The following is a 24,721-nucleotide window of genomic DNA, read 5'->3' on the forward strand; positions in this document are numbered from 1 at the left end:
GCGCGTCGTGAGAGACGCGCCCTCGCTGCAAGGAGTCGCTCATGCGACATCCCCCACGTCTGTCCGCGCTGCTCGCCGGAGCGGCGCTCACGATGGCGAGCACCGCGTTCGCCGTGGCCGGTACGGCCTCCGGAGCAGGGGCCGCGCCGTCCTGCACGGTCGAGTACGCCGTCGTCGGCCAATGGGCCGGCGGCTTCCAGGGTTCGGTGACCGTCACCAACGGCAGTACGCCGCTGAACGGTTGGAGCCTCGGCTTCGACTTACCGGCCGGCCAGCGGGTGGGCCAGGGCTGGGGCGCGAAGTGGACCCAGTCCGGCGCCCGGGCCACGGCGGCCAACGAGAGCTGGAACGGTTCGCTCGGCACCGGCGCGCGCGTCACGGCCGGCTTCCTCGCGAGCTGGTCGGGCGGCAACACCACGCCCACGGCCTTCACGCTCAACGGATCGGCCTGCGCCGTCGCTCCGGGCCCCGACCCGACCGACCCCACTCCCCCACCGACCCCGACACCCACCCCGAATCCCCCCGACCCCACCGACCCCACGGATCCGCCCGATCCGCCGGCTCCCGTCCCGGGCGCGCCGGAGCTGAGCGTGGCCGGCAACCGCCTCGTCGACCAGAACGGCGCGCCCCGCCGGCTCCTCGGAGTCAACCGGTCCGGCGGCGAGTTCATGTGCGTCCAGGGCCACGGCATCTTCGACGGCCCCGTCGACGACGCCTCGGTCCGCGCCATCGCGGAGTGGGAGGCCGACACCGTCCGCATCCCCCTCAACGAGGAGTGCTGGCTGGGTCTGGACAACATCGCCCCCGCCTACCGCGGCGCCGCCTACATCGACGCCGTCAAGGGGCTGGTCGGACGCGTCCTCGCCCACGGCATGACGCCGATCGTCGAGCTGCACTGGACCCACGGCCTGTACACCGGCAACTCGGCGGGCTGCTCCGACGTCCACGCCTCCTGTCAGAAGCCGATGCCCGGCGCCCGGTACGCACCGGCGTTCTGGACCTCGGTCGCGGAGACCTTCAAGAACGACCGCCGGGTGGTCTTCGACCTGTTCAACGAGCCCTACCCGGACCGGGCGACCCCCACCGCCGGCCAGGCCTGGACCTGCTGGCGCGACGGCGGCACCTGCCCGGGCATCGGCTACGAGGTCGCCGGAATGCAGGACCTGCTGGACGCGGTCCGCGCGACCGGGGCCCGCAACCTCGTCCTGGTGCCCGGCGTCGCGTACTCCAACGACCTGAGCCAGTGGCTCGCCCACGCCCCCACCGACCCCGCGGGCAATCTCGCGGCGGCCTGGCACGTGTACAACTTCAACGCCTGTTCCACCCAGGCGTGCTGGGACGGCGCCCTCGCCCCCGTCGCCGCCCGCGTCCCCCTGGTGGCGGGCGAGATCGGTGAGAACACCTGCGGTCACGGCTTCATCGACCGGGTCATGAAGTGGTTCGACGACCGCTCCCTCTCGTATCTCGGCTGGACCTGGAACACCTGGAACTGCTCATCGGGCCCGGCCCTGATCACCTCGTACGACGGCACACCCACCTCCTTCGGCATCGGGCTGCGCGACCGTCTGCGCGCCCTGAACGGAAAGGCACTCCGGACATGAGCCGCACAAGCCTCCGCACCACCACGACCGGCCGCGCGGCCCGTCGGACCTCCGGCCGCACCGCCCTGCTCGCGGCCGCCGGACTGATCACGGCGACCGGCGCGACGGCGACCGTGATGACCTCCACCGCCGGCGCCGCGGCCGCGGGCTGCACGGTCGACTACCGGATCACCCACCAGTGGAACACCGGCTTCGGCGCGGACGTCGTCGTCACCAACACCGGTGACCCGGTGGCCTCGTGGACCCTGGAGTGGTCCTACGCCGGCGACCAGAAGGTCACCCAGGGCTGGAACGCCGCCATCACCCAGTCCGGGGCGGCCGTCACCGCGAAGAGCCTGTCCTACAACGGCTCCTTAACCACGGGCGGTTCGGCCTCCTTCGGCTTCAACGGGTCGTACAGCGGTACGAACGCGGTGCCGGCGACGTTCCGGCTGAACGGCGTCACCTGCAACGGCGCCACCCCGCCGACCGACACGCCCACCACTCCCCCGACCACCCCGCCCACGACACCGCCGCCGGCCGGCGGCAAGGCCGACAACCCGTACGCGGGCGCACGGGTGTACGTGAACCCCGAGTGGTCGGCGAAGGCCGCCGCCGAGCCCGGCGGGACGAAGGTCTCGAACCAGCCCACCGGTGTCTGGCTCGACCGCATCGCCGCCATCGGCGGCGCGAACGGCGGCATGGGCCTGCGCGACCACCTCGACGCCGCCCTGGCGCAGAAGGGCGGCGGTGAGCTGGTCGTCCAGCTGGTGATCTACAACCTGCCGGGGCGGGACTGTGCCGCGCTCGCGTCCAACGGCGAGCTGGGCCCGACCGAGATCGACCGGTACAAGACGCAGTACATCGACCCGATCGCCGCCGTCCTCGCCGACCCCAAGTACGCGGGGCTGCGGATCGTCACCACGGTCGAGATCGACTCCCTGCCCAACCTGGTCACCAACGTCTCCGGGCGCCCCACGGCCACCCCGAACTGCGACGTGATGAAGGCCAACGGCAACTATGTCAAGGGCGTCGGCTACGCGCTGAACAAGCTCGGCTCGATCGCCAACGTCTACAACTACGTCGACGCCGGCCACCACGGCTGGCTGGGCTGGGACGACAACTTCGGCGCCTCCGCCGAACTGTTCAAACAGGCGGCGACCGCCGAGGGCGCCACGGTCGGCCACGTCCACGGCTTCATCGTGAACACCGCCAACTACAGCGCGCTGAAGGAGAGCCACTTCGGCATCGGCGACTCCGTGAACGGGGTCTCGGTGCGCCAGTCGAAGTGGGTCGACTGGAACCGCTACGTCGACGAGCTGTCCTACGCCCAGGCGATGCGCGACAAGCTGGTCTCGCTCGGCTTCGATCAGAGGCTCGGGATGCTGATCGACACCTCCCGCAACGGCTGGGGCGGCACCGCGCGGCCGACCGCTCCGGGCGCGCGCACCTCGGTCGACACGTACGTCGACGGGGGGCGCTACGACCGGCGGATCCACCTCGGGAACTGGTGCAACCAGTCGGGGGCGGGCCTCGGCGAACGGCCCCAGGCCGCACCGGCCGCCGGGATCGACGCGTACGTGTGGATGAAGCCGCCGGGCGAGTCGGACGGGGCCAGCAAGGAGATCCCGAACGACGAGGGCAAGGGCTTCGACCGGATGTGCGATCCGACCTACACCGGGAACGCGCGCAACGGCAACAGCATGTCGGGCGCGCTGCCCGACGCGCCGATCTCGGGCCGGTGGTTCTCCGCCCAATTCCAGGAGCTGCTGAAGAACGCCCACCCGGCGCTGTGACGCACCCGGCCCCCGGTCCCGCCAGGGCCGGGGGCCGGCGGGCGCGTCTCAGCGGACGTCGCCCTCCCAGTCCCAGTGCAGCGGGTCGCCATCGCGCGGGCCGTACTGGGCGCGGCCACCGGGGCCGTACGTCCCTATCTCGGTCGCCAGGGCGGCCGGCTCCCGGAGCTGCGCCGGGGTCCAGCCGGTGACGTCGAGGAGCAGTCCGTCCAGGGGCCCGGCCACCAATTCCCGGTAGTCGCGCCCCGGCCTGGGCCCCGGGTCGGGGTCGTCGTGGTCGGCGCCGTACACACGGCCTCTCATCAGCTCGTCCATACCCGGCAGCATCGCATCCACCACTGACAATCGCCCGGCCCGTCGCGCACCGAGCGGCGCGACCCCGGCCTGATCGACAAGGCACGACCTAGCTCCCGAGGCGCTCCAGCTTCTCCCGCGCGGCCTGTGCGGCCCGTCCGGCCTCCGCGGCCCGGCCTTCGGCCGTTGCGGCGTCGTCGCGTGCCCGGTCCCGGGCCTGTTCGGCCTCGCGGCGGCGCCGTTCCAGATCGGCGAGGCGGTCCTCCGCCTGGGACAGACGCCGGTCGGCCGTCCGCCGACTCTCCTCGGCCCGCCGCAGCTCCTTGTCGCGCCGCTCCGTCTCCCGCCGGGCCGCCGCCAGCTCCGCCTCCTTCCTCCGTTCCTCCTCCCGGGCTCTCTCCCGCCGCTCGCTCTCCCGTTCCCTCACCGTCTTCTTCCGCCGGTCCTGGGGCTGCTCCGGACGGGCGGTCCCGCCACGCTCCGGCGGGCTCGGCACGGCGGCCGGCCCGGGTTCAAGGCCGGTGAAGCCGACCCTGGCCTGCGGGGCCTTCTCCAGGACTCCCGTGGACCACTGCTCCGCCACCGCCTCGTCGGCGACGACGGCGCGCACGATCTCCTCGATCTCCCGCACCACGGTCTCGCTCACCGGCTGGCCGGCCTCGGCGGCGAGGTCCCGGGCCTGCCTGGCGAGCGCCGCCAGGACGGCGTGCTGCTGGTGGCCGAGCTCCTTCAGGCGTGGGCCGTCCAGGTTCCGGTGGGCCTCCCTGAGCGCCCGGCCGAGCTGGAGCAGCCCCTCGGTCTCCTCCGGCCTGTGCCGTACGAGGAGGGTGGAGGCCCAGGCCGCGAGCGTGGGCTTGCGCAGGTCGGCGATCCGCCGTGCCGCGTCGGCGTCCCCCGCGGCGCGGGCCCGGGCGACGGCGGCGTTCCGGCCGGCGGTGAACTCCGCGGGCAGCAGCCCGTACAGCTCCGAGGCGACCTCGTCCACATCCACGTCCACGCCCCCACTGTCGTCGATGCGGCGCTCCGCCGCCCGCCGGGGAGCGCGGGCGCCCCGGCTCGGGGCGGCGGGCACCGGCTCGCGTCCCGCCCCGGAGCGCGCTCGTCAGAGAGCGGCAACTCCCATGCGAGCGGCGGGAGTTGATTGGCCGGTTCACCTCTTGCCCTTTCCCGGCCCGCTTCTCCCGATCTTGGCGCAAGGCGTTCCCTGATGGGCATTCGTCGGCTAGCTTCTGGCGTCACATCCCTGCACCCTTCTCCTCTCCCCGGGCGGATCGCCATGAGCCGTGCCATCGCACTGCGCGAAGTCAGCAAGAGATACGGGCGCGACTCCCTGGCCGTCGAACGGGTCTCCCTCACCGTCCGACCGGGTGAGTTCCTGGTGCTGCTGGGGCCGTCCGGCTGCGGCAAGTCCACGGTGCTGCGCATGATCGCCGGTCTGGAGGACATCACCGAGGGGGAGCTGCTGCTCGACGGGGAGTACGCCAACGACGTACCGCCCCGCGAGCGGGACATCGCCATGGTCTTCCAGAGCTTCGCGCTGTATCCGAACATGACCGGCCGGGCCAACATCGGCTTCCCCCTCAAGCTGCGGGATCCGCGTGGGGACCACGCCCCGCAGGTGGAGGCGACCGCCCGGATGCTCGCCATCGAGGACCTCCTCGACCGGTTCCCCGGGCAGCTGTCGGGCGGCGAACGGCAGCGGGTCGCGATGGGCCGGGCGATCTCCCGGCAGCCGTCCGTCTTCCTGATGGACGAGCCGCTGTCCAGCCTCGACGCCAAGCTGCGCAGCCACCTCCGGGCCGAGATCGCCCGCCTGACCGCCGAGCTGGGGGTGACGACGGTGTACGTGACCCATGACCAGTCGGAGGCGATGTCCCTGGGTCATCGGGTGGCCGTGATGCGGGGCGGTGTGCTCCAGCAGATCAGCACTCCGCGCGAGACGTACGCCCTGCCCGCGAACGTCTTCGTCGCCGCGTTCATCGGCACTCCGCGCATCAGTCTGCTGCAGGCCGTGGTGCATGCGCCGCTGGACGCCCGGATGTCGATCGACCTCGGCCGGCAGCGCCTCGTCCTGCCGGAACCGCTCAGCTCCGACCATCAGTTGCTCCGCATCCAGCAGGGGCGCCGGATCATCGTCGGGCTGCGCTCGGAGGCGGTGCGGATCGCCCCGCCGAGCCAGGCCCGGCCGGGTGAGGTGGCACTGACCGGGATCGTCGAGCATGTGGAGTACCAGGGCCATGAGGCGTTGGTGCATGTGAACACGGGTTCGCAGCCGGCGGTGGTGGCCGAGCTGGAGGCGCCTCGCCCCCGGCCGGCCGCCGGACGGCGCCGTCGCCCGCCGCGGCGGAACGTCCTCTCCCGTCTGCGGCAGCACGCGACGGCCCTGTCGTCGCGGCCTGGCGCCGGGCCGGACGTCGCCGAGGCCACCGCCCCGGAGTCCGGTCTCCCGGAGACACCGGCCTCGGCGGAGCGGCGGGCGTTCGGCCGCAGCGACCTCGTGGTGCGGACGGGCCCGCACGTACGCGTGCGGGTGGGGGCGCAGATTCCGCTGCTGGTCGATCTGGCGCAGCTGTACGTGTTCGACCACGGCGGCCGCCGCGTCTGCCCGGCCCCGGACGGCCTGCCGGGCCTGGAGGAGTGACGGCGGCCGGGGCTCCGGTTGCGGGGGCCGGGGCTCGGCAGCGGGGGCCGGGGCTCCGGTGACGGCCCGTATCCCCGCGTATCCGGATGGGGCAGGGAGCCAGGGTCCGATCCGGAGCCTCAGGGCGCGGTGCGCTCCTCCAGGGTCGCGCGCCAGGCCGGGGTGGGCTCCTCGGGGTCCGTCTCGGCGCGGCGGCCGCCGCGCCCGAAGAAGTCGGTGAGCGGCAGGATCGCGGCGCCGACCGTCACGGCGTCCGGCCCCAGGGTGCCGAGGTCGATCCGCACGTGGGCGGCCGGGTAGGCGAGGGCGTAGGCGGTGGCGTGGGTACGGACGGAGTCGAGGAAGCGGGAGCCGAGCTGGAGTCCGGCCCACCCTCCGACGAGGATCCGCTCGGGCTGGAAGAGGTTGATCAGGTCGGAGAACCCGGCACCCAGGTACTCGGCGGTCTCCTCCAGGACGGCCAGCGCGGTGGCGTCGGCCTCGCGCGCCGTACGGTCGGCGCCCTGCCCGGTGCCGGGTCCGTGGTCGGCGCCCTGTTCGGTGCCGGGCCCGTCCTCGGTGCCGGGGGCCGCGGTCTGATCCGGGTACGCGGCGGCGAGCATCGCGGTCAGCGCGGTCTCCTCGTCCACGCCGGCCGGAGGCCGTCCGCCCGCCTCCGCCCACCGTTCCAGGAGGGCTTCGGCTCCGGCGTACGCCTCCAGGCAGCCCTGGGCGCCGCAGCGGCACCGCCGCCCCCGTACCCGTACGGTCAGGTGCCCCCACTCCACGGCGCGGCCGGGGCGCATGTCGTCGGAGACGACACAGGCGCCGACGCCGGAGCCGAAGAGCACGACCACGGCGTTGCGGGCGCCGCGCCCGGCGCCGAACCACATCTCCGCCTGTCCGAGCGTCTTGGCGCCGTTGTCGATGTAGTACGGCACGCTGTCGGGGAGCAGTCCGGACGCGCGGAGCAGGCGCTCCAGCGGCACGCCGTCCCAGCCGATGGTCTGGCCGTGCACCACGGCGCCGTCCTCCGGCGTCCTGGCGACGATGCCCGGGACGCCGACGCCGACGCCGAGCAGGGCCTCCGCCGCGATGCCGGCCCGCTCCAGGACCTCGGCGATGCCCTCGCGGAGATGGCCGACGACGACCCCGACGTCGTAGCGGTCGGTGCCCCGCGGACCCTCGGTCGCGAGCGGTCTCTCCACCCGTGCGAGCTCCGTGAGGGCCAGGTCGAAGAGCTCCACCCGGATCCGGGTCTCGCCGACGTCGACGCCGATCATGTAGCCGCTGTCCGGCCGGATGCGGAGCAGGGTGCGGGGGCGGCCACCGGCGGAGTCGACGCTGCCGGCCTCCTCCACCAGCCCCTCGGCGACCAGTTCGGCCACCACGTTGCTCACGGAACCCGAGCTCAGGCCCGTGACCGGGCCGAGCGAGAAGCGGCTCAGGGGCCCGTCGAAGTACAGGCGTTGCAGTACGGCGGTGCGGTTCTCGCGCCGCAGGTCACGCACCGTACGGCCACTGCGCTGTGTCACCCTGCCCCCTGTCGTCACGTTCCTGTACGCAACATACCGCCGCGTGACTCCTGACGCGCGCCTGATCCGGGGGATGGGGTCAGACGATAAGTTAAGCCGTGATCGGCCTGCCCGGCCCGGAAGAGTCGCTTCCGGGCCGGGCCCGGGCTCATCGGGTCCGGGTCACCCGCCGCCGGCTCAGCGGGTCACCGTCCATTTCTGGTTCGCGCCACCGCCGCAGGTCCAGATCTGCAGCCGGGTGCCGTTGGCGGAGCTGTTGCCCGTCGCGTCCAGGCACTTGTCGGCCTGCGGGTTGACGATGTCCCGGGCCGCGTTGGCGACCCATCGCTGCGCGGCGGAGCCGTTGCAGTCCCAGAGCTGGACGGCGGTTCCGTCGGCGGTGCCGCCGGACGCGACGTCGAGGCACTTGCCGAGCGCGCGGACGGTGCCGTCCGCGCCGACGGTCCACCGCTGGGCCGCGGTGCCGTTGCAGTCGTAGAGCTGCACGGCCGTGCCGTTCGCGGGGTTCGCGCCGGCGACGTCCACGCACTTGCCGCCGAGGCCGGTGATGGGTCCGCCGCCGGTGGGGCCGTCGGCGGTGGTGACGCGGACGTGGTCGACGACGAGCTGCTGCGGGAAGGCGGTGGAGCCGTCCGGGTCGCCGGGCCAGTACCCGCCGACCGCGAGGTTGAGGATCAGGAAGAACGGCTTGTCGAAGACCCAGGAGCGGCCGCCGAGGTCCGCGGGCGTGCGGGTCTGGTAGACGGCTCCGTCGACGGACCAGGTGATCCGGCCGGGCGCCCAGTCGACGGCGAAGGTGTGGAAGGCGTCGGCGAAGGCCTGCCCGCCCGGCAGGGTGTAGCCGGCTCCGATGCCACCGCTGCCGGAGTAGCCCGGGCCGTGGAGCGTGCCGTGGACCGTGGACGGTTCGAAGCCGACGTTCTCCATGATGTCGATCTCGCCCGAGGCCGGCCATCCGACCTGGCCGAGGTCGTGGCCCAGCATCCAGAAGGCGGGCCACATGCCCTGGCCGCGCGGCACCTTCATCCGTGCCTCGACCCTGCCGTACTGGGCGGTGAACTTGCCGGCCGTGTTGAGGCGGGCGGAGGTGTACTCGCACCGGCCGTACCAGCAGGAGTAGTTGCCGGGATTCTCCTTGCGCGCGGTGATCACGAGGTGGCCCTGGCCGTCGAGCGCGGCGTTGCGGTTGCCGGCGGTGTAGTACTGCCGCTCGTGGTTGTTGACGTTGTCGCCGGTCTCCGTCTGCCATCGGCCGCCGTCCACGGCCGCGCCCGCCGGGCCGTCGAACTCGTCGGCGAAGGTGACGGCGGCGGTCTGTGCGACGGGGGCGACGGCCGCCCGCGCCGAGGCGAGGGGCGGATCCGTGTCGGCGTCCGGCATGTCGAGCCCCAGGGCGGCGACGGCGAGGACCGTCACCGCCGTCAGGGCCGACCAGAGCGCGCGCCGTGGTGTGCGGGAGGAGCGCATGACTCTCGCTTCCGTTGGGTGGGGGGAGGACACGGAATGTCATGCCCATGACATTCCGCTGCGGAGACGTCACCTGTCTCCGCTTCTTTGTTGCACGCATGATTCAAGGAGTGAGTTAAGTCGTGCGTCAAGGGGCTTGGCAACGACTGTTGCGTCGGTCAGCTCTCCGGAGGGCCGCCCCGCTCGTTGGGCTGCCGCCTGCCCGCCGTCAGCGACGCGACGATGACTCCGGCGAGCGCCGCCCAGACGAGCGCGTCCGCTCCGGCGCGGCTCCAGCCGACGGCGCCGAGGAGGACGGCCGTGGCCAGCCCGGCGCCGAGCGCCCGCCGGTCTCGGACGAAGGACCAGACGCGCCGGCCGGCGCCCGGATCGCGCCACTCCAGGAACGCCACACGGCAGACGAGCGCCGCCGCGGCGATCGCCGCCGTCAGCACGCTCGCGTCCATGGCACCCGCCTTCCCGCTCCGCCCTCCATGCTCCCCCATGGGCCGCCCTCCGCGGCGACGACAGGACAAGGTCTCCTCCCCCGGCGTCGTCCGGCCGCCGGAACGGATCCCGTCCGTGCGTTCCGGGCGAAGGGGCGGACGGCCCCGCGCGCCGGCCCGCCGAGATGCGGGGCTCGTCGGCCGGGGAGCATGCTGAGGGTGTGACGTCGTACGGTGCGGCCGGCCCCGAGTCGTCGGCCGAGGCCGAGGACGCGGCCCGGACAGCGAGCGTCGGCGGGCCGGAGATGGGCGCGCTGTCGCTGACGCTGGCCGAGGCCGCCCTGCGGACGATCGAAGCGCTCGGCGGCTACGCGGGCGGTGTGTACCTGCGGTCGGGTACGCCCGGTCTGCTGCGGCTCGCGGTCCTCGCGGGGCTTCCGGGCGGCCTGTTCCGCCCGTGGTGGCGCATGCACGTGAACCGCCCGTTCCCCGTCGCCGAGGCCTACCGTTCGGGGCAGCCGGTGCACCTGGCCGACGCGGAAGAGGCCATGCGGCTCTTCCCCCAGCTCGTGGCGAGCCTCCCGTTCCCCTTCGCCTCCCTCTACGCGCCGGTCATCAGCGGCCGTGAACGGATCGGGGTGCTGGTGGTGCTGCGTCCGCCGAGCCCCGGCGTGCCCGTCAACGCCCGCGACCGGGGGCGGCTGGCCCAGGAGGCCCGCCGGCTCGGCGGGGCGCTCGCGGAACTGGCCGCCGACGGGACGTCGGTGGAGTGGGCGGTGGAACCCGTCTGCGTCCAGCTCCCGTCGTCCGGCGCGCCGCCCATCCGGATCGGCTACTTCGACTGGGACCTGGACTCGGGCCGGGTCACCGCCGACGACGGCCTGCGGGCGATCCTCGGTGACGACGCGCCTTTCCCCGGGACGATCGAGGCGCTCACGGCCCGCCTCGACCCGGCGGACACGTACGCCCTCTGGACCATCGCCCGCCGGGCCGCCGAGTCCGGCGCCCCGGTGGCCCGCCGGATCCGGCTGCGGGGTCCTGACGGGGGGCTGCACCTGCTGGAGGTCTCCGCCCGCGCCGCGCCGGGGCCCGCCGCAGGCACCGCCTCCCGGCCGGAAGACGGCGCCTTGGGCAGTGAGCCGGGGGCCGTCGTCGTGCCCGGCGAGGGCGGCGGGCGGCTGACCGGCTCGCTCGTCGACCTGGGCACCGGCCTGGTCGGCTCGGACGCCACCGACCGGCTCCCCCGCGCCATCCTCGCCATCGACCGCCTCGGACGGATCACGTACATCAACCACCGCACCGAGGACCTCGTGGGCCGCCCCCGCTCGGCGCTGGCCGGGCGGCCCCTCACGGAGATCTTCCCCTGGTTCGACCACCCCGCCCACGAGGAACAGCTCCGCGCGGCGCTGCTCTCGGACGAGGCGGTGCACTTCCTCGCCCACCCCTCCGAGGGGGAATGGCTCTCCGTCTCGCTCTATCCCGGCCACGACGGGGTGACACTGGTCCTGCTCCCCGAGGAGGACCCCAGCTACCAGCCCGCCTCCGTGACCCGGCCGGACATGGGCTTCGGCTCCCCGGCCGACCGTGCCTCGGCGCTGTACCGGCCGGTGGCGCTGGCGATCGCGCTGACCGAGGCCGTCACCGCACGGCAGGTGTCGGCGGTGGTCACCGACGAGCTGCTCCCCGCCTTCGGCGGCCGCCAGCTCGCGATCTATCTGCTGAGCGAGCGCCACCTCTATCTGGCGTGGGAGACCGGCTTCCCGCCCGGCTTCCTCGAGCCGTTCGACGGCGTCGGTCTGCACGCCCGGCTGCCGGGCGTGGAGACGCTCACGAGCGGCCGCCCGCTCTTCTACGAGTCGATGGACCAGCTCCGTACGGCCTATCCGGACCTTCCCCTGGACGCGGACACGGGGGCCAGGGCCTTCCTGCCGCTCATCGCCTCCGGCCGGCCCGTCGGCTCGTGCATCCTCGGCTTCGACCGGCCGCGCGGCTTCAGCCCGGAGGAGCGCACCGTCCTGACGGCGCTCGCCGGGCTCATCGCCCAGGCGCTCGAACGGGCCCGGCGTTACGACTCCGAGTCCGCGCTGGCCCGCGGTCTGCAGGACGCCCTGCTCCCCCACCGCCTCCCCGTGCTCGACCAGGTCGACACGGTGGCCCGCTATCTGCCCGGCACGCAGGGCATGGACGTCGGCGGGGACTGGTACGACGTGATCGAGACGCCCCAGGGACAACTGGCGCTGGTGGTCGGCGACGTCCAGGGACACGGGGTGGCCGCGGCCGCCACGATGGGACAACTGCGCAGCGCCGTACGGGCGTTCGCGATCGGCGGGCATCCGCCGCAGGAGGTGGTGCAGGGCACCAACCGGCTGCTGATCGCCCTCGACCCCGGGCAGTTCGCGAGCTGTTGCTACATCGTCCTCGACCCGCGGACCGGTGCGACCCAGGCCGTGCGGGCCGGACATCCCCAGCCCCTGGTGCGTCACCCGGACGGCGAGACGGAGGTCCTGGACCTCACGGGCGGGCTGGTCCTCGGCATCGACACCGACGCGACGTACCCGCTCAACGACCTACGGCTCGCGCCGGGCGCGGTCCTCGCCCTGTTCACGGACGGCCTCGTGGAGCAGCCGGGCCACGACATCGACGAGGGCGTGGAACGGCTGCGCCGTACGTTCTCGGCCACGGGCTCCGCCCCGCTCGCGGAGACGGCGGACCGCCTGATCCGCGACGCCCGCCGCGCCACGGACCGGCCGGACGACATCGCCCTGCTGCTGGCCGCCCGTTGGGCACGGCAGGCCTGAGGGGCTCGACGTCCGGTTCAGCGCCGGCGGTGGTGGTGGTCGCCGATGGTCGGCAGCGAGCTGTGCTGGGCGACGGACGAGAACGAAACCCGGTCGCGGTATGCCTGGTCCCGGCGTTCCTGCTCCATGAGCAGACCGTCGGCGTTGCCGGTCGGTCCGCTGCCGCGCCGCAGCAGCGTCACGATGAGCAGGACGACGGCGCTTGCGATGACTCCGAACAAGACGAGTACGGCCACCATGGTGCTCCCCCCGAGCATGCGTTCCGTGTTTTCCCTGCGGCCCACGGTAGCCCGGGATCGATCACAAGGGAACGCCCTCACCCGGTCGGCCCCCGGTCATTGGTCCCCCTGTCCCCCGCGGGCGAGGCTGTCCCCAGACGCAGGCCGCCGAAGGAGGACACGTGCAGCAGGACAAGCAGCCGGACTACGGCCCCGTGGTGTTCCGCGACCGCTCGGCCGGATTCGCCTTCCTGACCCGGTCCACGGCGACGAGCGACCAGACCATCGAATGGGACGACGGCCACACGTACCCCGTCGTGGACGTGGAGATCTCCTCGGAGAGCCACCCCTTCTACACGGGCAAGGCCCGTACGGTCGACTCCGAGGGCCGCATCGCCAGGTTCGAACGCCGCTACGGCGAGGAGACGTCCTGACCCGGGACGGCGCCACGGGGCCGCCGAACCGCCGCGGGCGCGACGGAAGCTGAGGCCGAACCCGGTCGCCTACCGCAACGGGCGGAAGAAGGAGCGGAGTTCGGCGGCGACCTGTTCGGGCTCCTCGTGCGCCATGAAGTGGCCGCCCCGGCCCGGGGCGTTCCAGTGGCGCAGATCGCGGAAGGTGCGTTCCGCGAGGCTCCGCGGGTAGTCCGCGTACGCCGGTTCATGGCTGAGGGTGACCGCGGCCGGCACCTCGACGGGCGGCACGGGCCGGTTGCGCGGGTAGTCGTAGTACTGCCGGAAGGACGAGCCGATGCAGCCGGTGGCCCAGTACAGCGTCGCCACCGTCAGCAGCGTGTCCCGGTCCCAGCGGGACTCGACGTCCCCTTCGCAGTCGCTCCAGTCGCGGTACTTGTCGACGATCCAGGCCAGCAGTCCGGCGGGCGAGTCCCGCAGGGCGGCGGCGAGGGTGTCGGGCCGCGTGCACATGATCTCGCTGTAGCCCTGGTCCTGGGCGTCGTAGGCGGTGAGGGCGTCGAGGTAGGTCCGCTCCTCGGCCGTGGGCGGCTCCGCCTCGAAGTCGGAGGTGACGACGGCGGAGGTGATGTGCACGCCGGCCACCTCGGCCGGGTGGAGGGCGCCGAGCCATTGCGTCACCCCGCCGCCGATGTCCCCGCCGAACGCGCCGAAGCGCGCGTAGCCGAGCGTCTCGGTCATCAGCCGGTGCCAGGTCTCGGCGACGCCCCGCCGGGTGAAGGGGCCGGCCGGCGGAGCGGAGTACAGGAATCCAGGCAGCGACGGTACGACCACGTCGAAGGCGTCGGCCGGGTCGCCGCCGTGCGCGGCCGGGTCGGCGAGGAGTTCGGCGACGGGCAGCATCTCGACGAAGCTGCTCGGCCAGCCGTGCGTCAGGATCAGCGGCAACGGCGCGGGCGCCCCCTCGGCGCCCCGGCCGCGGAGGCGGACGAAGTGGACCGGGCGTCCGTCGACGTCGGCGAGGAAGTGCGGAAGGGCGTTCAAGCGCGTTTCGGCCTTGGCCCAGTCGAAGCCGTCCGCCCAGTAGGCGACGAGCCCCCGGAGAAAGCCGGGGTCGGTGCCGGCCGCCCAGTAGGTGGAGTCGGACGGCTCGGTGTAGAGCGTGCGACCGAGGCGGTGGCGCAGGTCGTGCAGGACGTCGTCGGCGACGGAGATCCGGAAAGGGGTGACGGTCATGGTTCCTTCGGCCGGGTCGGCGAGTGCTGCAGTCGTACCGGTGCGGTGTGGCGCGCGCCCCGGATGCCGCGTGCGCACGGGCGGGCCCGCCGTCCGGAGGCGGGGTGTCCGCCGCGGCTGTACGTGAGCGGCATGGGGTGCGACCGTACCCGCCGCACCGGACGGGCGCATCCGGATACCGTCCGACGACCCCCCGGGCCGGCCGTTCGCCGCGGGGCCGGACGGGCGACGAGACGAAGACCGCCCCCGCGGGCTCCGCAGGGGCGGTCGGGCATACCCCTCAGGGGTGCGCCGGTGTATGTACGAGGGAGGGCGCTCAGGCCTCGACGACGCCGGAGGCGGCGACGGCGATCTTGGCGCTGGTGGTGCCGGAGCGGGAGCCGAGGGACTCGATCTTCTTGACCAGGTCCTGGCCCTCGACGACCTCGCCGAAGACGACGTGCTTGCCGTCGAGCCAGTCGGTCACGATGGTGGTGATGAAGAACTGCGAGCCGTTGGTGTTCTTGCCCGCGTTCGCCATGGAGAGCAGGTACGGGCGGTCGTGCTTGAGGGTGAAGTTCTCGTCCGCGAACTTCTCGCCGTAGATGCTCTTGCCGCCGGTGCCGTTGCCGTTGGTGAAGTCACCGCCCTGGAGCATGAACTGGGGGATGACGCGGTGGAACGGGGAGCCGGCGTAGCCGAAGCCGTGCTCGCCGGTGGCGAGCTCGCGGAAGTTCCGCGCCGTCTTCGGGACGACGTCGTCGAACAGCTGGAAGACGATCCGGCCGGCGGCCTCGCCGTTGATGGTGATGTCGAAGTAAACGTTGTTGCTCATGGGGACATCCTGTCATTCCCTGCCCGCCTCGCGCGCACGGGCTGCCGCCACACGCCGGATCCCCGTACTCCGCCGTGGGTACGGGGATCCGAGGATCCGGACGATGCCGCGGTCCGAGAGCCCGGCCGCGGCCCTGAGGGAGGCCGCGCTCCGGAAGGACCGCTACGCCAGGGGACCGCCCTCGGGGAGCTGGAGGCCGCCGTCGGGCAGGACGGGCGCGGCGTCCTCCAACAGGGACTCGACGGGGGCGTCGCTCTGCGACAGTCCGGTGGTGCCGGTCGCGCCCCCGTCCGCGCCGGTGGCGGCGGTCGCGTGGGGCGGCGGGGTGACGAGGGCCGTGACGACGCCCGCGGCGAGGGAGGCGATGGCGAGCATGCTGCGCTTCTTCATGCCCTGGTCAACTGCCGAGGCGCCCGGGGGTTACGGCCTCGGACCCAGACGAGCAGAACGAGCGAGGCGACGGCGGCGAAGGCGCACCACGTGGAGACGAACTCCGTCCGCCACAGCAGGACGCAGACGACCGCTCCGGCGCCGGTCAGGAGGCCGAGGAGGCGCAGGAGCCGGTCGCGGGCGAGCAGCAGCGCGCCGACGGTGGCGAGGAGGTAGGCCGCGATCAGCGGGAGCGCGTACGGCAGGTCGAGCACGTATCCGAGGGTGCGGCCGCGGACCTCGGCCGTGACGGGCCGTACGGCGAGGCGGTACGCGAGGCCGGCGGCGGCGAGCGCGCCGGCCAGGACGGGGGCCGCCAGGCGCCGCCGGTCGCCGGGCGGGGAGGCGGCGAGGACGCCGAGCGGGACCCAGAGGGCCAGCAGGGGCAGGGCGATCACCGCCCAGGCGAGGGTGGCCGGGCCGGCCCCGCCGCCCGCCCGCCAGACGACGGACTCGACGATCTGGTGGGCGCCGAGCAGCAGGGGCAGAGCGGCGAGGAGGAGGTCGGCGGGCCGCCGTACGGCGGCGAGGCAGGCCACGCCGACGGCGCCGATGGCGGTTCCCGCCACGAGGTCGGCCGTCGCACTCCAGCACACGGACCAGGCATATCAGACGCATCGCCGCTCACGCGCCCGCACCACGCGGTGCCGGCCCGGCCCGGCGGGTCCGGCACGGCGCGGCGGGTCCGGGTCAGGCCTCGGCGCAGGTCTCCACGTAGACGGTGGTGCCGAGGCGGCGCGCCCGGTCGATCTCCACCAGGCGCGCGAAGTTCCACGGCGGCAGCTCCCGCTCCCACTCGGCCATGGTCCGCACGCTGAACTCGCTGTGCTCGTCGGGGTCGAGCACGATGGCGTCGAGCTGTTCGGCGGTCAGGACCCCGCCGTCGAAGATGAACCCGATGTGGTTGGCCGGCCACTCCTCGCCCCGGTCGGTGACGAAGTAGGTGCCCAGGAGCCGGGGTTCGCCGCGGAAGACGATGCCCGTCTCCTCGTGGCATTCGCGGACCGCCGTCTGCCAGGGCGTCTCCCCCGGGTCCATGTTCCCGCCGGGCCACTGCCACAGCTCGGCGCGGTACGAAGCGCGGAGCTGGAAGGGCCGGCCGTCGGTGTCGGTGAAGTACAGGCAGGCGTACGCCGTCGCTCTCGGCAGCGTCGCGACGTACTCGGCGGGCGGCAGCCAGGTGTTCGCCATGGGGCGGCTCTCTCTCGACGGACGGGCCGGTGGACGGTCCCATCCAAGCGGTCCGGGCGGCGGATCCGGCCGACCCGGGAGCACATCACCGGATCGGGTGATCATGGCCGCGGACTCGCCGTCGCGCGCCCGCCGCGCGGCCGTGGTCAGCGGCCCGGCCGGCTCTCAGCTCGCTTCGCGGGGCGGATCGGGGGGCGCGTCGGGTGGCGGCCAGTGGGGTGGTCCGAGGGGCTCGATGTCGAGCCGTCGTGCGACCCGGCGCTCGTGGATCAGCCGGCCGACCAGCGCTCCTCCGTAGACCACGAATCCGACGCCGACCAGCCAGGACTGCAGCACGAGGACCGTGCCGAACTGGCCGTAGGTGACGGCGTTCGAGGCGATGAGGGGGGAGAAGACGAACTGGGAGAAGATCCGCAGGCCGAAGAGCCCCACGGCCGTGCAGATCGCGCCCGGGGCGAGGGCGCGCCAGCGGATGCGGCCGCAGAGGAGGAAGCGCTGGGACCACCAGAAGAAGAGGGCGGTCCCCACGGTGTCGGCGGCGGCGACCGTGACGGTGTTGGCGGTGCCCTCAGGTGGGGGCGTCGCGGCGAAGACCAGGAGCGCGGCGACGAGGATCGCGAGCCAGACGACGTGACGCCACATGGTGTGCCAGCGGGCGGTGGGCAGGTCCCACACCCGTTCGTATCCCGTCTGTACGGCCGACCCGAAGGTCACACCGAACGCCGCGAGGGCCGCGAGGCCGAACGCGGTCGTCCGCTGCAGCGCCTGCCCGGGCTGGCCGAAGAGCTGCTCGACCTCCTCCTCCGAGACCTCGGAGACACCGAGGCCCTGGACCAGCCAGCGGGCGAAGCCCCGGCCGCTGGCGAGGTCGGCCGCGGCGACGATGATGAGCAGCGGGACGAGGGTGAGCAGGCTGAGGGCGGCGAATCCCATGGCGCGGTGCATCAGCTCCATCTCGCGCCCCCGGCTCCAGGCGAGCCCGATGACCGAGGTCAGGAGGCGCTGGTAGAGCCGGTGGAACCAGTGGCCGTGCTCGGCGGGGGCAGCGTCGTGGGGCGCACCGGATGTGGGGGGCATGCCACGGGGAGTACCCGCACCGGGACCGGACACCTCCGGCTTGCCGCCGAACGGGGTACGCGGCGTCGGGCGCGGGTACCGCCGTCCGCGCGGTGCCGCGTGCGGCCGCCCGGGACGGCGTCAGGTGCGGGTGCAGCCGTCCGGCAGGGTGTCCGCCGTCTCCAGGGCGCCGCTGGAGGCCTGGAGTGCGGCGCTCACCAGCGTGGCCAGCAAGTCGATGTCCGAGCCCATGTCCAGACGGACCGTCACCCAGCCCGAGCCGGCCCGCAACCGCACGGCGCTGGACCCCAGGAGGGCCGGCCGCAGCCTCGCGATCATGGCTCGGCTGAGATGGACGTCCGCCTCGTGCTCCCCGTGGAAGTGGACGATCTCCCGGGTGGCGGTCCGCAGGCCGACCTCGGCGCCGCAGAGGGCGGGGTCGGCGACCAGCGAGGGCCAGCTCATCAGGCGTTCACTGGCGTGCCTGGCTGTGTTCATACGGAGGAGCGTGCCGGGGCCGGGGCCCGCGCACAAGCGTCCTGCAGCAAGAAACACGCCGAGGCGTGAAATCGCCCCTCGGAGGTCTCGCCGGAAGCCGGTCCCAGCCGGTTGTACGCACGGGGGTGCCTCGAACTAGCGTGGCCCCATGGAACTCATCGGGAAGATCGCGGCCGACCGGCCCCTGCTCGTGCTGGCCGTGAAGGAGGAGGCGCAGTTCCTCGACACGGATCTGCCGGTCCTGCTGACCGGCATGGGGAAGGTGAACGCGGCGACCGCGCTCGCCACCGTGCTCGGCCGGGGCCCCCGACCGTCCGGCATCGTGAATCTGGGCACGGCCGGGGCTCTGCGGCCCGGCTGGACGGGGACCCATGTCGTGGGCACGGTGATCCAGCACGACCTCGACGGCGAACTGCTCGCCACGCTGACCGGTGAGTCCTACGGCGAGCCGCTGGCGCTCCCTGACGGCGGCGAGGTGGTCCTCGCCACCGGCGACGCCTTCATCTCGGACGAGGTGGCCCGCGCCCGGCTCGCCGCGCGCGCCCCGCTGGTGGACATGGAGGGGTACGCCCTGGCGTCCGCTGCCGCCGTCGCCGGCGTTCCGCTGCGCATCGTCAAGCACGTCAGCGACGAGGCGGGCGACGGCGCGGCCAGGACCTGGCGCGAATCGGTGGCCGACTGCGCCCGGGCCCTCGCCGACTGGGCCGCGGCGAACACTCCGTACCGCGGCTGACGCGCCCGGGGTCCGTCGACGGCTCCGGGGAGGCGTCGGGGCCCCGCGCCCCGGATCGGTCGCTCGGGCCGGGGCGCGGAGGGGGGACATCGAGCCCTGGGGGTTCAGCCGGCAGCCGGGCCGAAGCGGCTCGGGGCCCCGGATCGGCCGCTCGGGCCGGGGGCGCGGAGGGGGGCTTTCGAGCCCCGGGGGGTTCAGCCGGCTGCCGGGCCGAAGCGGCGGCGGTACGCGGAGGGGCTGAGCCCGGTCTCCCGGTGCATCAGGGCGCGCAGGTTGGCGGCGGTGCCCAGGCCGCTGGAGCGGGCGACGACGTCGAGCCCGGCCTCGCCGCGTTCGAGGAGCCGGCAGGCGAGGGCCACCCGCTCGCCGGTGAGCCAGGCCAGCGGGGTGGTGCCGAGCTGGGCCCGGAAGCGGCGGTGGAGCGTGGCCGGGCTGACCGCCGCGCGGGCGGCGAGCTCGGGGACGGCCAGTGGGGAGCCGAGCCGCTCCTGCGCCCAGGCGAGCAGCGGCGCGAGGGACTCCTCGGGCAGGTCCGGGACCGGTCGCTCGACGAACTGGCGCTGCCCGCCGTCCCGGTGGGCCGCGAAGACCAACCGTCGGCTGACCGCGTTGGCCACCTCGGCGCCGTGGTCGCGGCGGACGACGTGGAGCCCGAGGTCGAGCGCGGCGGCGCTGCCGGCGGCGGTGAGGATGTCGCCGTCGTCGACGAAGAGGACGTCCGGTTCGAGGCGTACGGAGGGGAAGCGCGCCCGGAAGGAGTCCGCCCACTGCCAGTGCGCGGTGGCCCGGCGGCCGTCCAGGACCCCGGCCTCGGCGAGGGTGAAGGCGCCGCTGCAGAAGCCGATCAGGCGCGTTCCGCGCGCGTGGGCCCGGCGGATCGCGGCGAGTACGGCGGGGCGGCGGGGCACCTCCACGTCCGGGCGGTTGGGGACGATCAGGGTGTCCGCCTCGTCCGCGGCGTCGAGTCCGGCGACACCCGTGAGGGTGAAGAAGCCGTCGCGCATGAGGGTTCGCGGCTCGGGTGAGCAGAGCCGGAAGTCGTACAGCTCGCGGCCGATCTCGGGGCGGCGCAGTCCGAAGACCTCGGTGGCACAGCCGAGTTCGAAGGGGTTGGAGTGGGCATCGACGATGACGACGACCCGGTGGAGGCCCGTATCGGCACGCTCCTCCGCATGCGAGGATCCTTGCGACATGTGCTCTTTCTAGCACTCGCGGCGTTACGCGGTCACGACGCAGGATGGGCGCATGAGCGATCTGACCAACGAACCCATCGCCCTTCCCCAGGCCCTCGCCTCCTTCGAGGAGTTGTGGAGCCCCCGAATCGTGACCCGGGTGAACGACTACGACGTCCGCGTCGCCAAGGTGGCGGGCGAGCACGTGTGGCACGCCCATGACGACACCGACGAGTTCTTCCTGGTCCTGGACGGGGAGCTGCGCATCGCGCTCCGGGAGGACGGCTCGGAGCGTGAGGTCACGCTGGCCCGCGGCTCCGTCTTCACCGTGCCCAAGGGCGTGGAGCACCGGCCGTACGCCCCGACCGGGGCATCGATCCTGCTGTTCGAGCCCACCGGCACGCTGTCGGTCGGCGACCGGCACGAGGAGATCCCGGACCACGTGGACGCCACGACGGGCCACGCACTCGGCTGAGCGGGGCGTCCGAGCGGCCGGGGCGGGCGGCAGGCACGGAGACGGGATCGGCGTGGCGGAGGCGGCAGGCACGGAGACGGGGCCGGCGTGGCGGAAGCCGAGCACGGGCGGCAGGCCCCAAGGCGAGACCGGGTCGGCGTGGCGCAGCCGAGCGCGGGCGCGGGCGGTCAGCGCCGGTCGGGCTGCTCCTCCGGACGTTCGACGAGGATGGCGGCGACGTCGTCATCGAGGCCGCCGGCCCCATAGGCGACGAGATCGGTGTGGAGCAGGGCCGGGAGGCGTTCGCCCGGCTCCCGCGCCCAGCCGCGGAGCCGTTCCTCCAGCGGATAGAAGACCCCGGCTCGGTCACGCGTCTCGCTCACCCCGTCGGTGAAGAGCAACAGCCGGTCCCCCGGTCCGAACGGGATCTCCTCGACCCGGTGCCGCTCTTCCGCGAGGCCCGCCAGGCTCAGCGGCAGGGACGGGTCGGCGAAGTCCACGGCCCGCACCTCGGAGCCGCGTTGCAGCAGCGGGGCCGGGTGGCCGCAGCTGAGGAGCCGGGCGACGTGCGCGTCGTCGGGGATCTCCACCAGGACGACGGTCGCAAAGCGTTCGGCGGCGTCCGAGTCCGGGTCCCAGGCGCTGTAGCGGTCGAGGCCGCGTTCCAGCCGGGCGGCCAGTGCGGGCAGACCATCCGCGTCGTCGACGGCGGCGCGGAAGGAGCCGAGGATCACGGACGCGGTCTCGACGGCCCCGAGGCCCTTGCCCTGGACGTCGCCGAGCATCAGGCGTACGCCCCCGGGGACGCGGACGGCTTCGTAGAAGTCGCCTCCGATCCGGGCCTTGGCGGCCGCGGCGACGTACAGCAGGTGCAGGCGCAGCGGGCCGAGCCGTGGCGAGAGCGGGCGCAGGACCACCCGCTGGACGACCTCGGCGACGGCCGTGACCTCCCGCAGGTCCCGTTCGTACCGCAGCCGCACCCGGCTGGCCCAGACGGCGGCCGCGGTCACCGTCGCGAGTACCGCCTCGTTGGCGAGCAGATCGGGAACGAGCGGCTCCCCCCTCGCCGCCCCCAGCGCCCCGCGCACCGCCATGGCGAGCGCGCCGATGACGCAGGTGCCGCGGACGCCCCAGGTGACGGCCCCGAGCGCGGGGGCGGCGACCAGGAGCCGGTCGAAGCGTTCCCGCTCGGGGGTGAGCAGGTCGGCGGCGACGGTCAGCGCCATCACCAGGAAGGGCAGGATGCGGCCGAGGGTGATCTGTGTACGCGTCCGGGAGGCGGGGAGCTGACGGTGACCACCTGTGGGCATTCCGTGATCGTACGCAGCGGGCGCGTCGGGTCCCGGCTCCGTCGGGTGGTGTGTCCGGGCGGCGTGCCGTGGATCGGTGTGTTGCGGGCGGCGTGCCGCGGATCGGTGTGTTGCGGGCGGCGTGCCGCGATCAGAAGGGCACCCCCCTAGCTGAGCAGCCGGTCCCGGGTCAGTTCCATCACCTCGGCCCGGCTGCGGGTGCCGTGGTCGGCGGCGATGAAGTACTCGCCGATCCGCACCGAGAGGGCGAACATGCAGCGGATCTCCACCTCGGCCTCGTCAGAGCAGAAGGCGCCGAACAGCGAGCGGAGGTAGTCCATCCGGCGGTTGTCGACGCGTCGCAGCCGCTCCGCGACGGACGCGTCACGCCGGGCCCAGTCACGGATCGCCAGTTCGGCCGCCACGCCCATCGTCGGCCCTTCGGCCGATGAGGCGATCGTGAACAGCCGCTCCAGCTTGGCCCGTGCCTCGCCACCCTCGCTCTCCACCTGCTCGATCACGGCTTCGGCCACCGCGCGCTCCCAGGTGTCGAGCATCTCGTCGAGCAGCGCGTCCCGGTTGCGGAAGTAGCCGTAGAAGCCGCCCTTGCTGACCCCGAGCGCCTGCGCCAGCGGCTCGATCCGGACGGCCTCGGGGCCACCGGAGGCGAGCGCGCGCAGGCCTTCCTCGATCCACTTGCCGCGTGGTGTGCGGGTCACGCCCACTGTCCGTCTCCCTCACCTCCACCCGTCTATACGGGACCGTATAGACGAGCGCTACTCTTCTTCTATACGGCATCGTATAGACAGGAGCCTGCTCGTGAGACTTCCGATTTCCGCGCACACCTCCCGCCCGTGGCGGGTCCACGAGATCACCGGTGACTTCCACGTCGAGGATGTTTGGCAGCTGCCCACACCGGGTGGGCCCGACGATCTCGCCCTGCTCGTCGACCAGTTCGCGAACGGCGAGGGGGACCCCGTGCCCTCGCCGGTGGGGCGGGCGCTCTTCGCGCTTCGCTGGAAGCTCGGCGCCCTGCTCGGCTGGGACGCGCCCTCCGGTGGTCTCGGCGGCCGGGTACCCACCCTGCGCGACCGCCTCCCGGCGGACCTGCGTGAGGGCCCGCGGGGGCCGGACACCAAGGCCGTGCCGTTCACCTCGGTCTTCTTGACGCATGACGAGTGGGCGGCGGAGATGGCCAACCGGACCATGCACGGGGTGCTGCACATCGGCTGGGTCCCGGACGGGGCCGGCGGCTACAGCGGACAGATGGCGGTACTGGTGAAACCGAACGGGCGACTCGGCGCCCTGTACATGCTGGGGATCAAGCCGTTCCGCTACCTGGGCGTCTACCCCGCCCTGATCCGCGGGATCGGCCGCGAGTGGCAGAAGGGCGCCGCCGCACGCGGAGCGGGCGCCGCCTAGGCCGGAGCCGGAAGGTCACTGGTGGCCCGCCGGGGAGACGGTGCCACGCTCCGGACGTGGCCTAGGTGGCGATGTAGCAGGTGACGTGCCCGCCGCCGTCCCTGTCCCACTCTTCCTTCTGGGGCCACCTGTACCACCAGGAGCTGCTGTCCTCCGTCCACGCGTCGGGGGCTTCGCGATAGGCATCGCGGCAGGTGTCGACCGCGAGTCGCTTCGCCGCGCCGACCCCGGGAAACGTCCGCGGACGGAGGGACTTCTGGGCGAAGACGCGACCGTCGTGGTCACCCGCGCACGGCACGGTCACGACCAGCCGCGGCGTCCGCTGGCCGGTGTTGAAGTCGACGCAGTCGCCCGCCTTGACCCGGGAGAACCGACGCAGAACGGTGCTCGCGTCGCGCGGAGGGCTGCCGGGGGTGACGGCGGGCCGGGAGGCGCCGGCCCCGTGCCCGGTGAGGGCGAGGTCGATCCGGAGCGACTTCATGTCCTGGAAGGCGCTGTCCTTCTTGCCCAGGGCCCAGGAGAAGTCGGCCCGGACGTGGGTGACACGGCCCCGGGCGTCCACGGTCACCGTCACGGGAACCGGATCACTCTTGGCGTAGCTGACCATGGGCGGGCTCTGAGCGGACAGCTCCCGCATCAGGTCCGGCGGGAACAGCTTCCAGGTGAGGGTGCTGCGCATGGTCGCCTGATACGTCCGGCCGGCGCCGGCGGCCCGCCGGGCGGTGGCCTCCGCGGCACCGAGCCCTTCGAGAAGCGTGCCGCCTATCGGGGCCTCGAATCCACGCAGGTGGTCGATGACCCCGGTGCCGTAGTTCGGGTCCCTGTCCCACGACGCGTACCGGAGCCAGTAGAGGGACGAGTCGGGGCGGTAGTGAATGCGCGCGGGGTCGGTGAGGATCTCGCCGGCGGCGTCGGCCTCACCCTCGCTAGGCGTCGTCCCCAGGACCGCCTCCCGGGCGGCCCGCAGAAAGCCCTTCCCAACGTTCCATTTCACGGTGGCCTCGCCTCGTTTGGCAGCGAAGTCCAGCCGCCCGGTGAGGGTCTGGGTGGCCTTGGCCTTCGCGGAGGAGAGGGTGACGGTCTGGGTGAAGGCCGCGGTGCCGGCCTTCTGCGTCTGGCGCAGGGCAAGGACGACCTGTCCGTCGAGCGGCTGGTCGAAGACCGCGTGCCGGGCGGCCGCCGGCCGCGTGCCTCCGTCGCCGCCGGAGCAGGCGGTGAGGAGGAGGGACGCGGCGGCGAGCGGCGGCACGACGGAACGGGCGAAGGAACGGATCACGTGAG

General features: G+C 73.5%; 25 protein-coding genes. 8 read left to right on the forward strand and 17 right to left on the reverse strand.

Translation table 11 applies throughout. The features are described 5' to 3' along the window. Window positions 1-41: 41 nt before the first annotated feature. Window positions 42-1,601, forward strand: a complete 1,560-nt coding sequence (locus ACZ6RC_RS22715) for a cellulase family glycosylhydrolase (protein WP_469586116.1) — start codon at window positions 42-44, stop codon at window positions 1,599-1,601. Continuing rightward, on the forward strand, window positions 1,598-3,376 hold the full coding sequence (locus ACZ6RC_RS22720; protein WP_469586119.1) for a glycoside hydrolase family 6 protein: 1,779 nt from the start codon (window positions 1,598-1,600) through the stop codon (window positions 3,374-3,376). The genes ACZ6RC_RS22715 and ACZ6RC_RS22720 overlap by 4 nt, the downstream gene beginning before the upstream one ends. Window positions 3,377-3,424: 48 nt before the next feature. Here ACZ6RC_RS22720 and ACZ6RC_RS22725 read toward each other — a convergent pair whose 3' ends face one another. Together ACZ6RC_RS22725 and ACZ6RC_RS22730 are read right to left on the reverse strand one after the other, a co-directional pair. Beyond that, the gene (locus tag ACZ6RC_RS22725; RefSeq protein ID WP_391133319.1) at window positions 3,425-3,691 is read right to left on the reverse strand and encodes a hypothetical protein; all 267 of its coding nucleotides are present in this window, start codon (window positions 3,689-3,691) and stop codon (window positions 3,425-3,427) included. 88 nt (window positions 3,692-3,779) lie between these two features. Continuing rightward, window positions 3,780-4,667 carry a hypothetical protein gene (locus ACZ6RC_RS22730; protein WP_469586123.1) on the reverse strand — a complete coding sequence of 296 codons (888 nt, stop codon included), beginning with the start codon at window positions 4,665-4,667 and terminating at the stop codon, window positions 3,780-3,782. Between the two features lie 279 nt (window positions 4,668-4,946). On the opposite strand from ACZ6RC_RS22730, the gene ACZ6RC_RS22735 reads away from it, so the two are divergent. After that, window positions 4,947-6,311 (forward strand): ABC transporter ATP-binding protein, encoded by a 1,365-nt coding sequence (locus ACZ6RC_RS22735; RefSeq protein ID WP_469586126.1) that lies wholly within the window; start codon window positions 4,947-4,949, stop codon window positions 6,309-6,311. A 119-nt stretch (window positions 6,312-6,430) separates the two neighbouring features. On the opposite strand, the gene ACZ6RC_RS22740 is transcribed toward ACZ6RC_RS22735, so the two are convergent. From ACZ6RC_RS22740 to ACZ6RC_RS22750, 3 genes are all read right to left on the reverse strand, one after another. After that, window positions 6,431-7,825, reverse strand: a complete 1,395-nt coding sequence (locus ACZ6RC_RS22740; protein ID WP_469586129.1) for an ROK family protein — start codon at window positions 7,823-7,825, stop codon at window positions 6,431-6,433. A gap of 177 nt (window positions 7,826-8,002) precedes the next feature. Then, entirely contained in the window at window positions 8,003-9,292 is a 1,290-nt protein-coding gene (locus ACZ6RC_RS22745; protein ID WP_391133331.1) for an RICIN domain-containing protein, read from the reverse strand. 158 nt (window positions 9,293-9,450) lie between these two features. Continuing rightward, complete coding sequence (locus ACZ6RC_RS22750) at window positions 9,451-9,738, reverse strand: hypothetical protein (protein ID WP_469586134.1); 288 nt, start codon at window positions 9,736-9,738, stop codon at window positions 9,451-9,453. 164 nt (window positions 9,739-9,902) lie between these two features. On the opposite strand from ACZ6RC_RS22750, the gene ACZ6RC_RS22755 reads away from it, so the two are divergent. After that, window positions 9,903-12,515 (forward strand): SpoIIE family protein phosphatase, encoded by a 2,613-nt coding sequence (locus ACZ6RC_RS22755; protein ID WP_453617830.1) that lies wholly within the window; start codon window positions 9,903-9,905, stop codon window positions 12,513-12,515. Window positions 12,516-12,532: 17 nt separating this feature from the next. Here ACZ6RC_RS22755 and ACZ6RC_RS22760 read toward each other — a convergent pair whose 3' ends face one another. After that, on the reverse strand, window positions 12,533-12,754 hold the full coding sequence (locus ACZ6RC_RS22760) for a hypothetical protein (protein ID WP_391133340.1): 222 nt from the start codon (window positions 12,752-12,754) through the stop codon (window positions 12,533-12,535). A 161-nt stretch (window positions 12,755-12,915) separates the two neighbouring features. Here ACZ6RC_RS22760 and ACZ6RC_RS22765 point away from each other — a divergent pair, with 161 nt between their 5' ends. Further along, window positions 12,916-13,167: a type B 50S ribosomal protein L31 gene (locus ACZ6RC_RS22765; protein WP_391133342.1), complete on the forward strand. Its 252-nt coding sequence runs from the start codon at window positions 12,916-12,918 to the stop codon at window positions 13,165-13,167. A gap of 69 nt (window positions 13,168-13,236) precedes the next feature. Here the strand turns inward: ACZ6RC_RS22765 and ACZ6RC_RS22770 are convergent, their stop codons facing one another. From ACZ6RC_RS22770 to ACZ6RC_RS22800, 7 genes are all read right to left on the reverse strand, one after another. Then, window positions 13,237-14,382, reverse strand: coding sequence for an epoxide hydrolase family protein (locus ACZ6RC_RS22770; protein ID WP_469586138.1), 1,146 nt, complete (start codon window positions 14,380-14,382; stop codon window positions 13,237-13,239). A gap of 316 nt (window positions 14,383-14,698) precedes the next feature. After that, window positions 14,699-15,196, reverse strand: a complete 498-nt coding sequence (locus ACZ6RC_RS22775; protein WP_391133350.1) for a peptidylprolyl isomerase — start codon at window positions 15,194-15,196, stop codon at window positions 14,699-14,701. Between the two features lie 162 nt (window positions 15,197-15,358). Next, entirely contained in the window at window positions 15,359-15,586 is a 228-nt protein-coding gene (locus tag ACZ6RC_RS22780; protein ID WP_391133352.1) for a hypothetical protein, read from the reverse strand. Further along, window positions 15,583-16,221, reverse strand: a complete 639-nt coding sequence (locus tag ACZ6RC_RS22785; RefSeq protein ID WP_469586144.1) for a DUF6629 family protein — start codon at window positions 16,219-16,221, stop codon at window positions 15,583-15,585. Before ACZ6RC_RS22785 ends, ACZ6RC_RS22780 begins: the two co-directional genes overlap by 4 nt. Before the next feature lie 94 nt (window positions 16,222-16,315). Further along, window positions 16,316-16,816, reverse strand: a complete 501-nt coding sequence (locus tag ACZ6RC_RS22790) for an NUDIX domain-containing protein (RefSeq protein WP_469586146.1) — start codon at window positions 16,814-16,816, stop codon at window positions 16,316-16,318. Window positions 16,817-16,981: 165 nt separating this feature from the next. Then, the gene (locus ACZ6RC_RS22795; RefSeq protein WP_453617836.1) at window positions 16,982-17,893 is read right to left on the reverse strand and encodes a YhjD/YihY/BrkB family envelope integrity protein; all 912 of its coding nucleotides are present in this window, start codon (window positions 17,891-17,893) and stop codon (window positions 16,982-16,984) included. 120 nt (window positions 17,894-18,013) lie between these two features. Continuing rightward, a complete protein-coding gene (locus tag ACZ6RC_RS22800; RefSeq protein ID WP_469586150.1) occupies window positions 18,014-18,370 on the reverse strand; it encodes a luciferase domain-containing protein in 357 nt (118 codons plus the stop codon). Window positions 18,371-18,518: 148 nt separating this feature from the next. Here ACZ6RC_RS22800 and ACZ6RC_RS22805 point away from each other — a divergent pair, with 148 nt between their 5' ends. After that, complete coding sequence (locus ACZ6RC_RS22805) at window positions 18,519-19,103, forward strand: nucleosidase (protein ID WP_453617838.1); 585 nt, start codon at window positions 18,519-18,521, stop codon at window positions 19,101-19,103. 194 nt (window positions 19,104-19,297) lie between these two features. Here the strand turns inward: ACZ6RC_RS22805 and ACZ6RC_RS22810 are convergent, their stop codons facing one another. Then, on the reverse strand, window positions 19,298-20,296 hold the full coding sequence (locus tag ACZ6RC_RS22810) for a GlxA family transcriptional regulator (protein ID WP_469586154.1): 999 nt from the start codon (window positions 20,294-20,296) through the stop codon (window positions 19,298-19,300). 52 nt (window positions 20,297-20,348) lie between these two features. On the opposite strand from ACZ6RC_RS22810, the gene ACZ6RC_RS22815 reads away from it, so the two are divergent. Beyond that, a complete protein-coding gene (locus ACZ6RC_RS22815; RefSeq protein WP_391133373.1) occupies window positions 20,349-20,750 on the forward strand; it encodes a cupin domain-containing protein in 402 nt (133 codons plus the stop codon). Window positions 20,751-20,917: 167 nt separating this feature from the next. On the opposite strand, the gene ACZ6RC_RS22820 is transcribed toward ACZ6RC_RS22815, so the two are convergent. Both ACZ6RC_RS22820 and ACZ6RC_RS22825 read right to left on the reverse strand, forming a co-directional pair. Continuing rightward, the gene (locus ACZ6RC_RS22820) at window positions 20,918-22,039 is read right to left on the reverse strand and encodes a PP2C family protein-serine/threonine phosphatase (protein ID WP_469586157.1); all 1,122 of its coding nucleotides are present in this window, start codon (window positions 22,037-22,039) and stop codon (window positions 20,918-20,920) included. A 146-nt stretch (window positions 22,040-22,185) separates the two neighbouring features. Continuing rightward, a complete protein-coding gene (locus ACZ6RC_RS22825; protein ID WP_391133378.1) occupies window positions 22,186-22,743 on the reverse strand; it encodes a TetR/AcrR family transcriptional regulator in 558 nt (185 codons plus the stop codon). A gap of 94 nt (window positions 22,744-22,837) precedes the next feature. Here ACZ6RC_RS22825 and ACZ6RC_RS22830 point away from each other — a divergent pair, with 94 nt between their 5' ends. Further along, window positions 22,838-23,440 (forward strand): DUF2867 domain-containing protein, encoded by a 603-nt coding sequence (locus ACZ6RC_RS22830; RefSeq protein WP_469586162.1) that lies wholly within the window; start codon window positions 22,838-22,840, stop codon window positions 23,438-23,440. A 61-nt stretch (window positions 23,441-23,501) separates the two neighbouring features. Here the strand turns inward: ACZ6RC_RS22830 and ACZ6RC_RS22835 are convergent, their stop codons facing one another. Further along, complete coding sequence (locus tag ACZ6RC_RS22835; protein ID WP_469586164.1) at window positions 23,502-24,716, reverse strand: hypothetical protein; 1,215 nt, start codon at window positions 24,714-24,716, stop codon at window positions 23,502-23,504. Window positions 24,717-24,721 lie beyond the last annotated feature (5 nt).

The sequence above is a fragment of the Streptomyces sp. NPDC048353 genome (assembly GCF_055587165.1).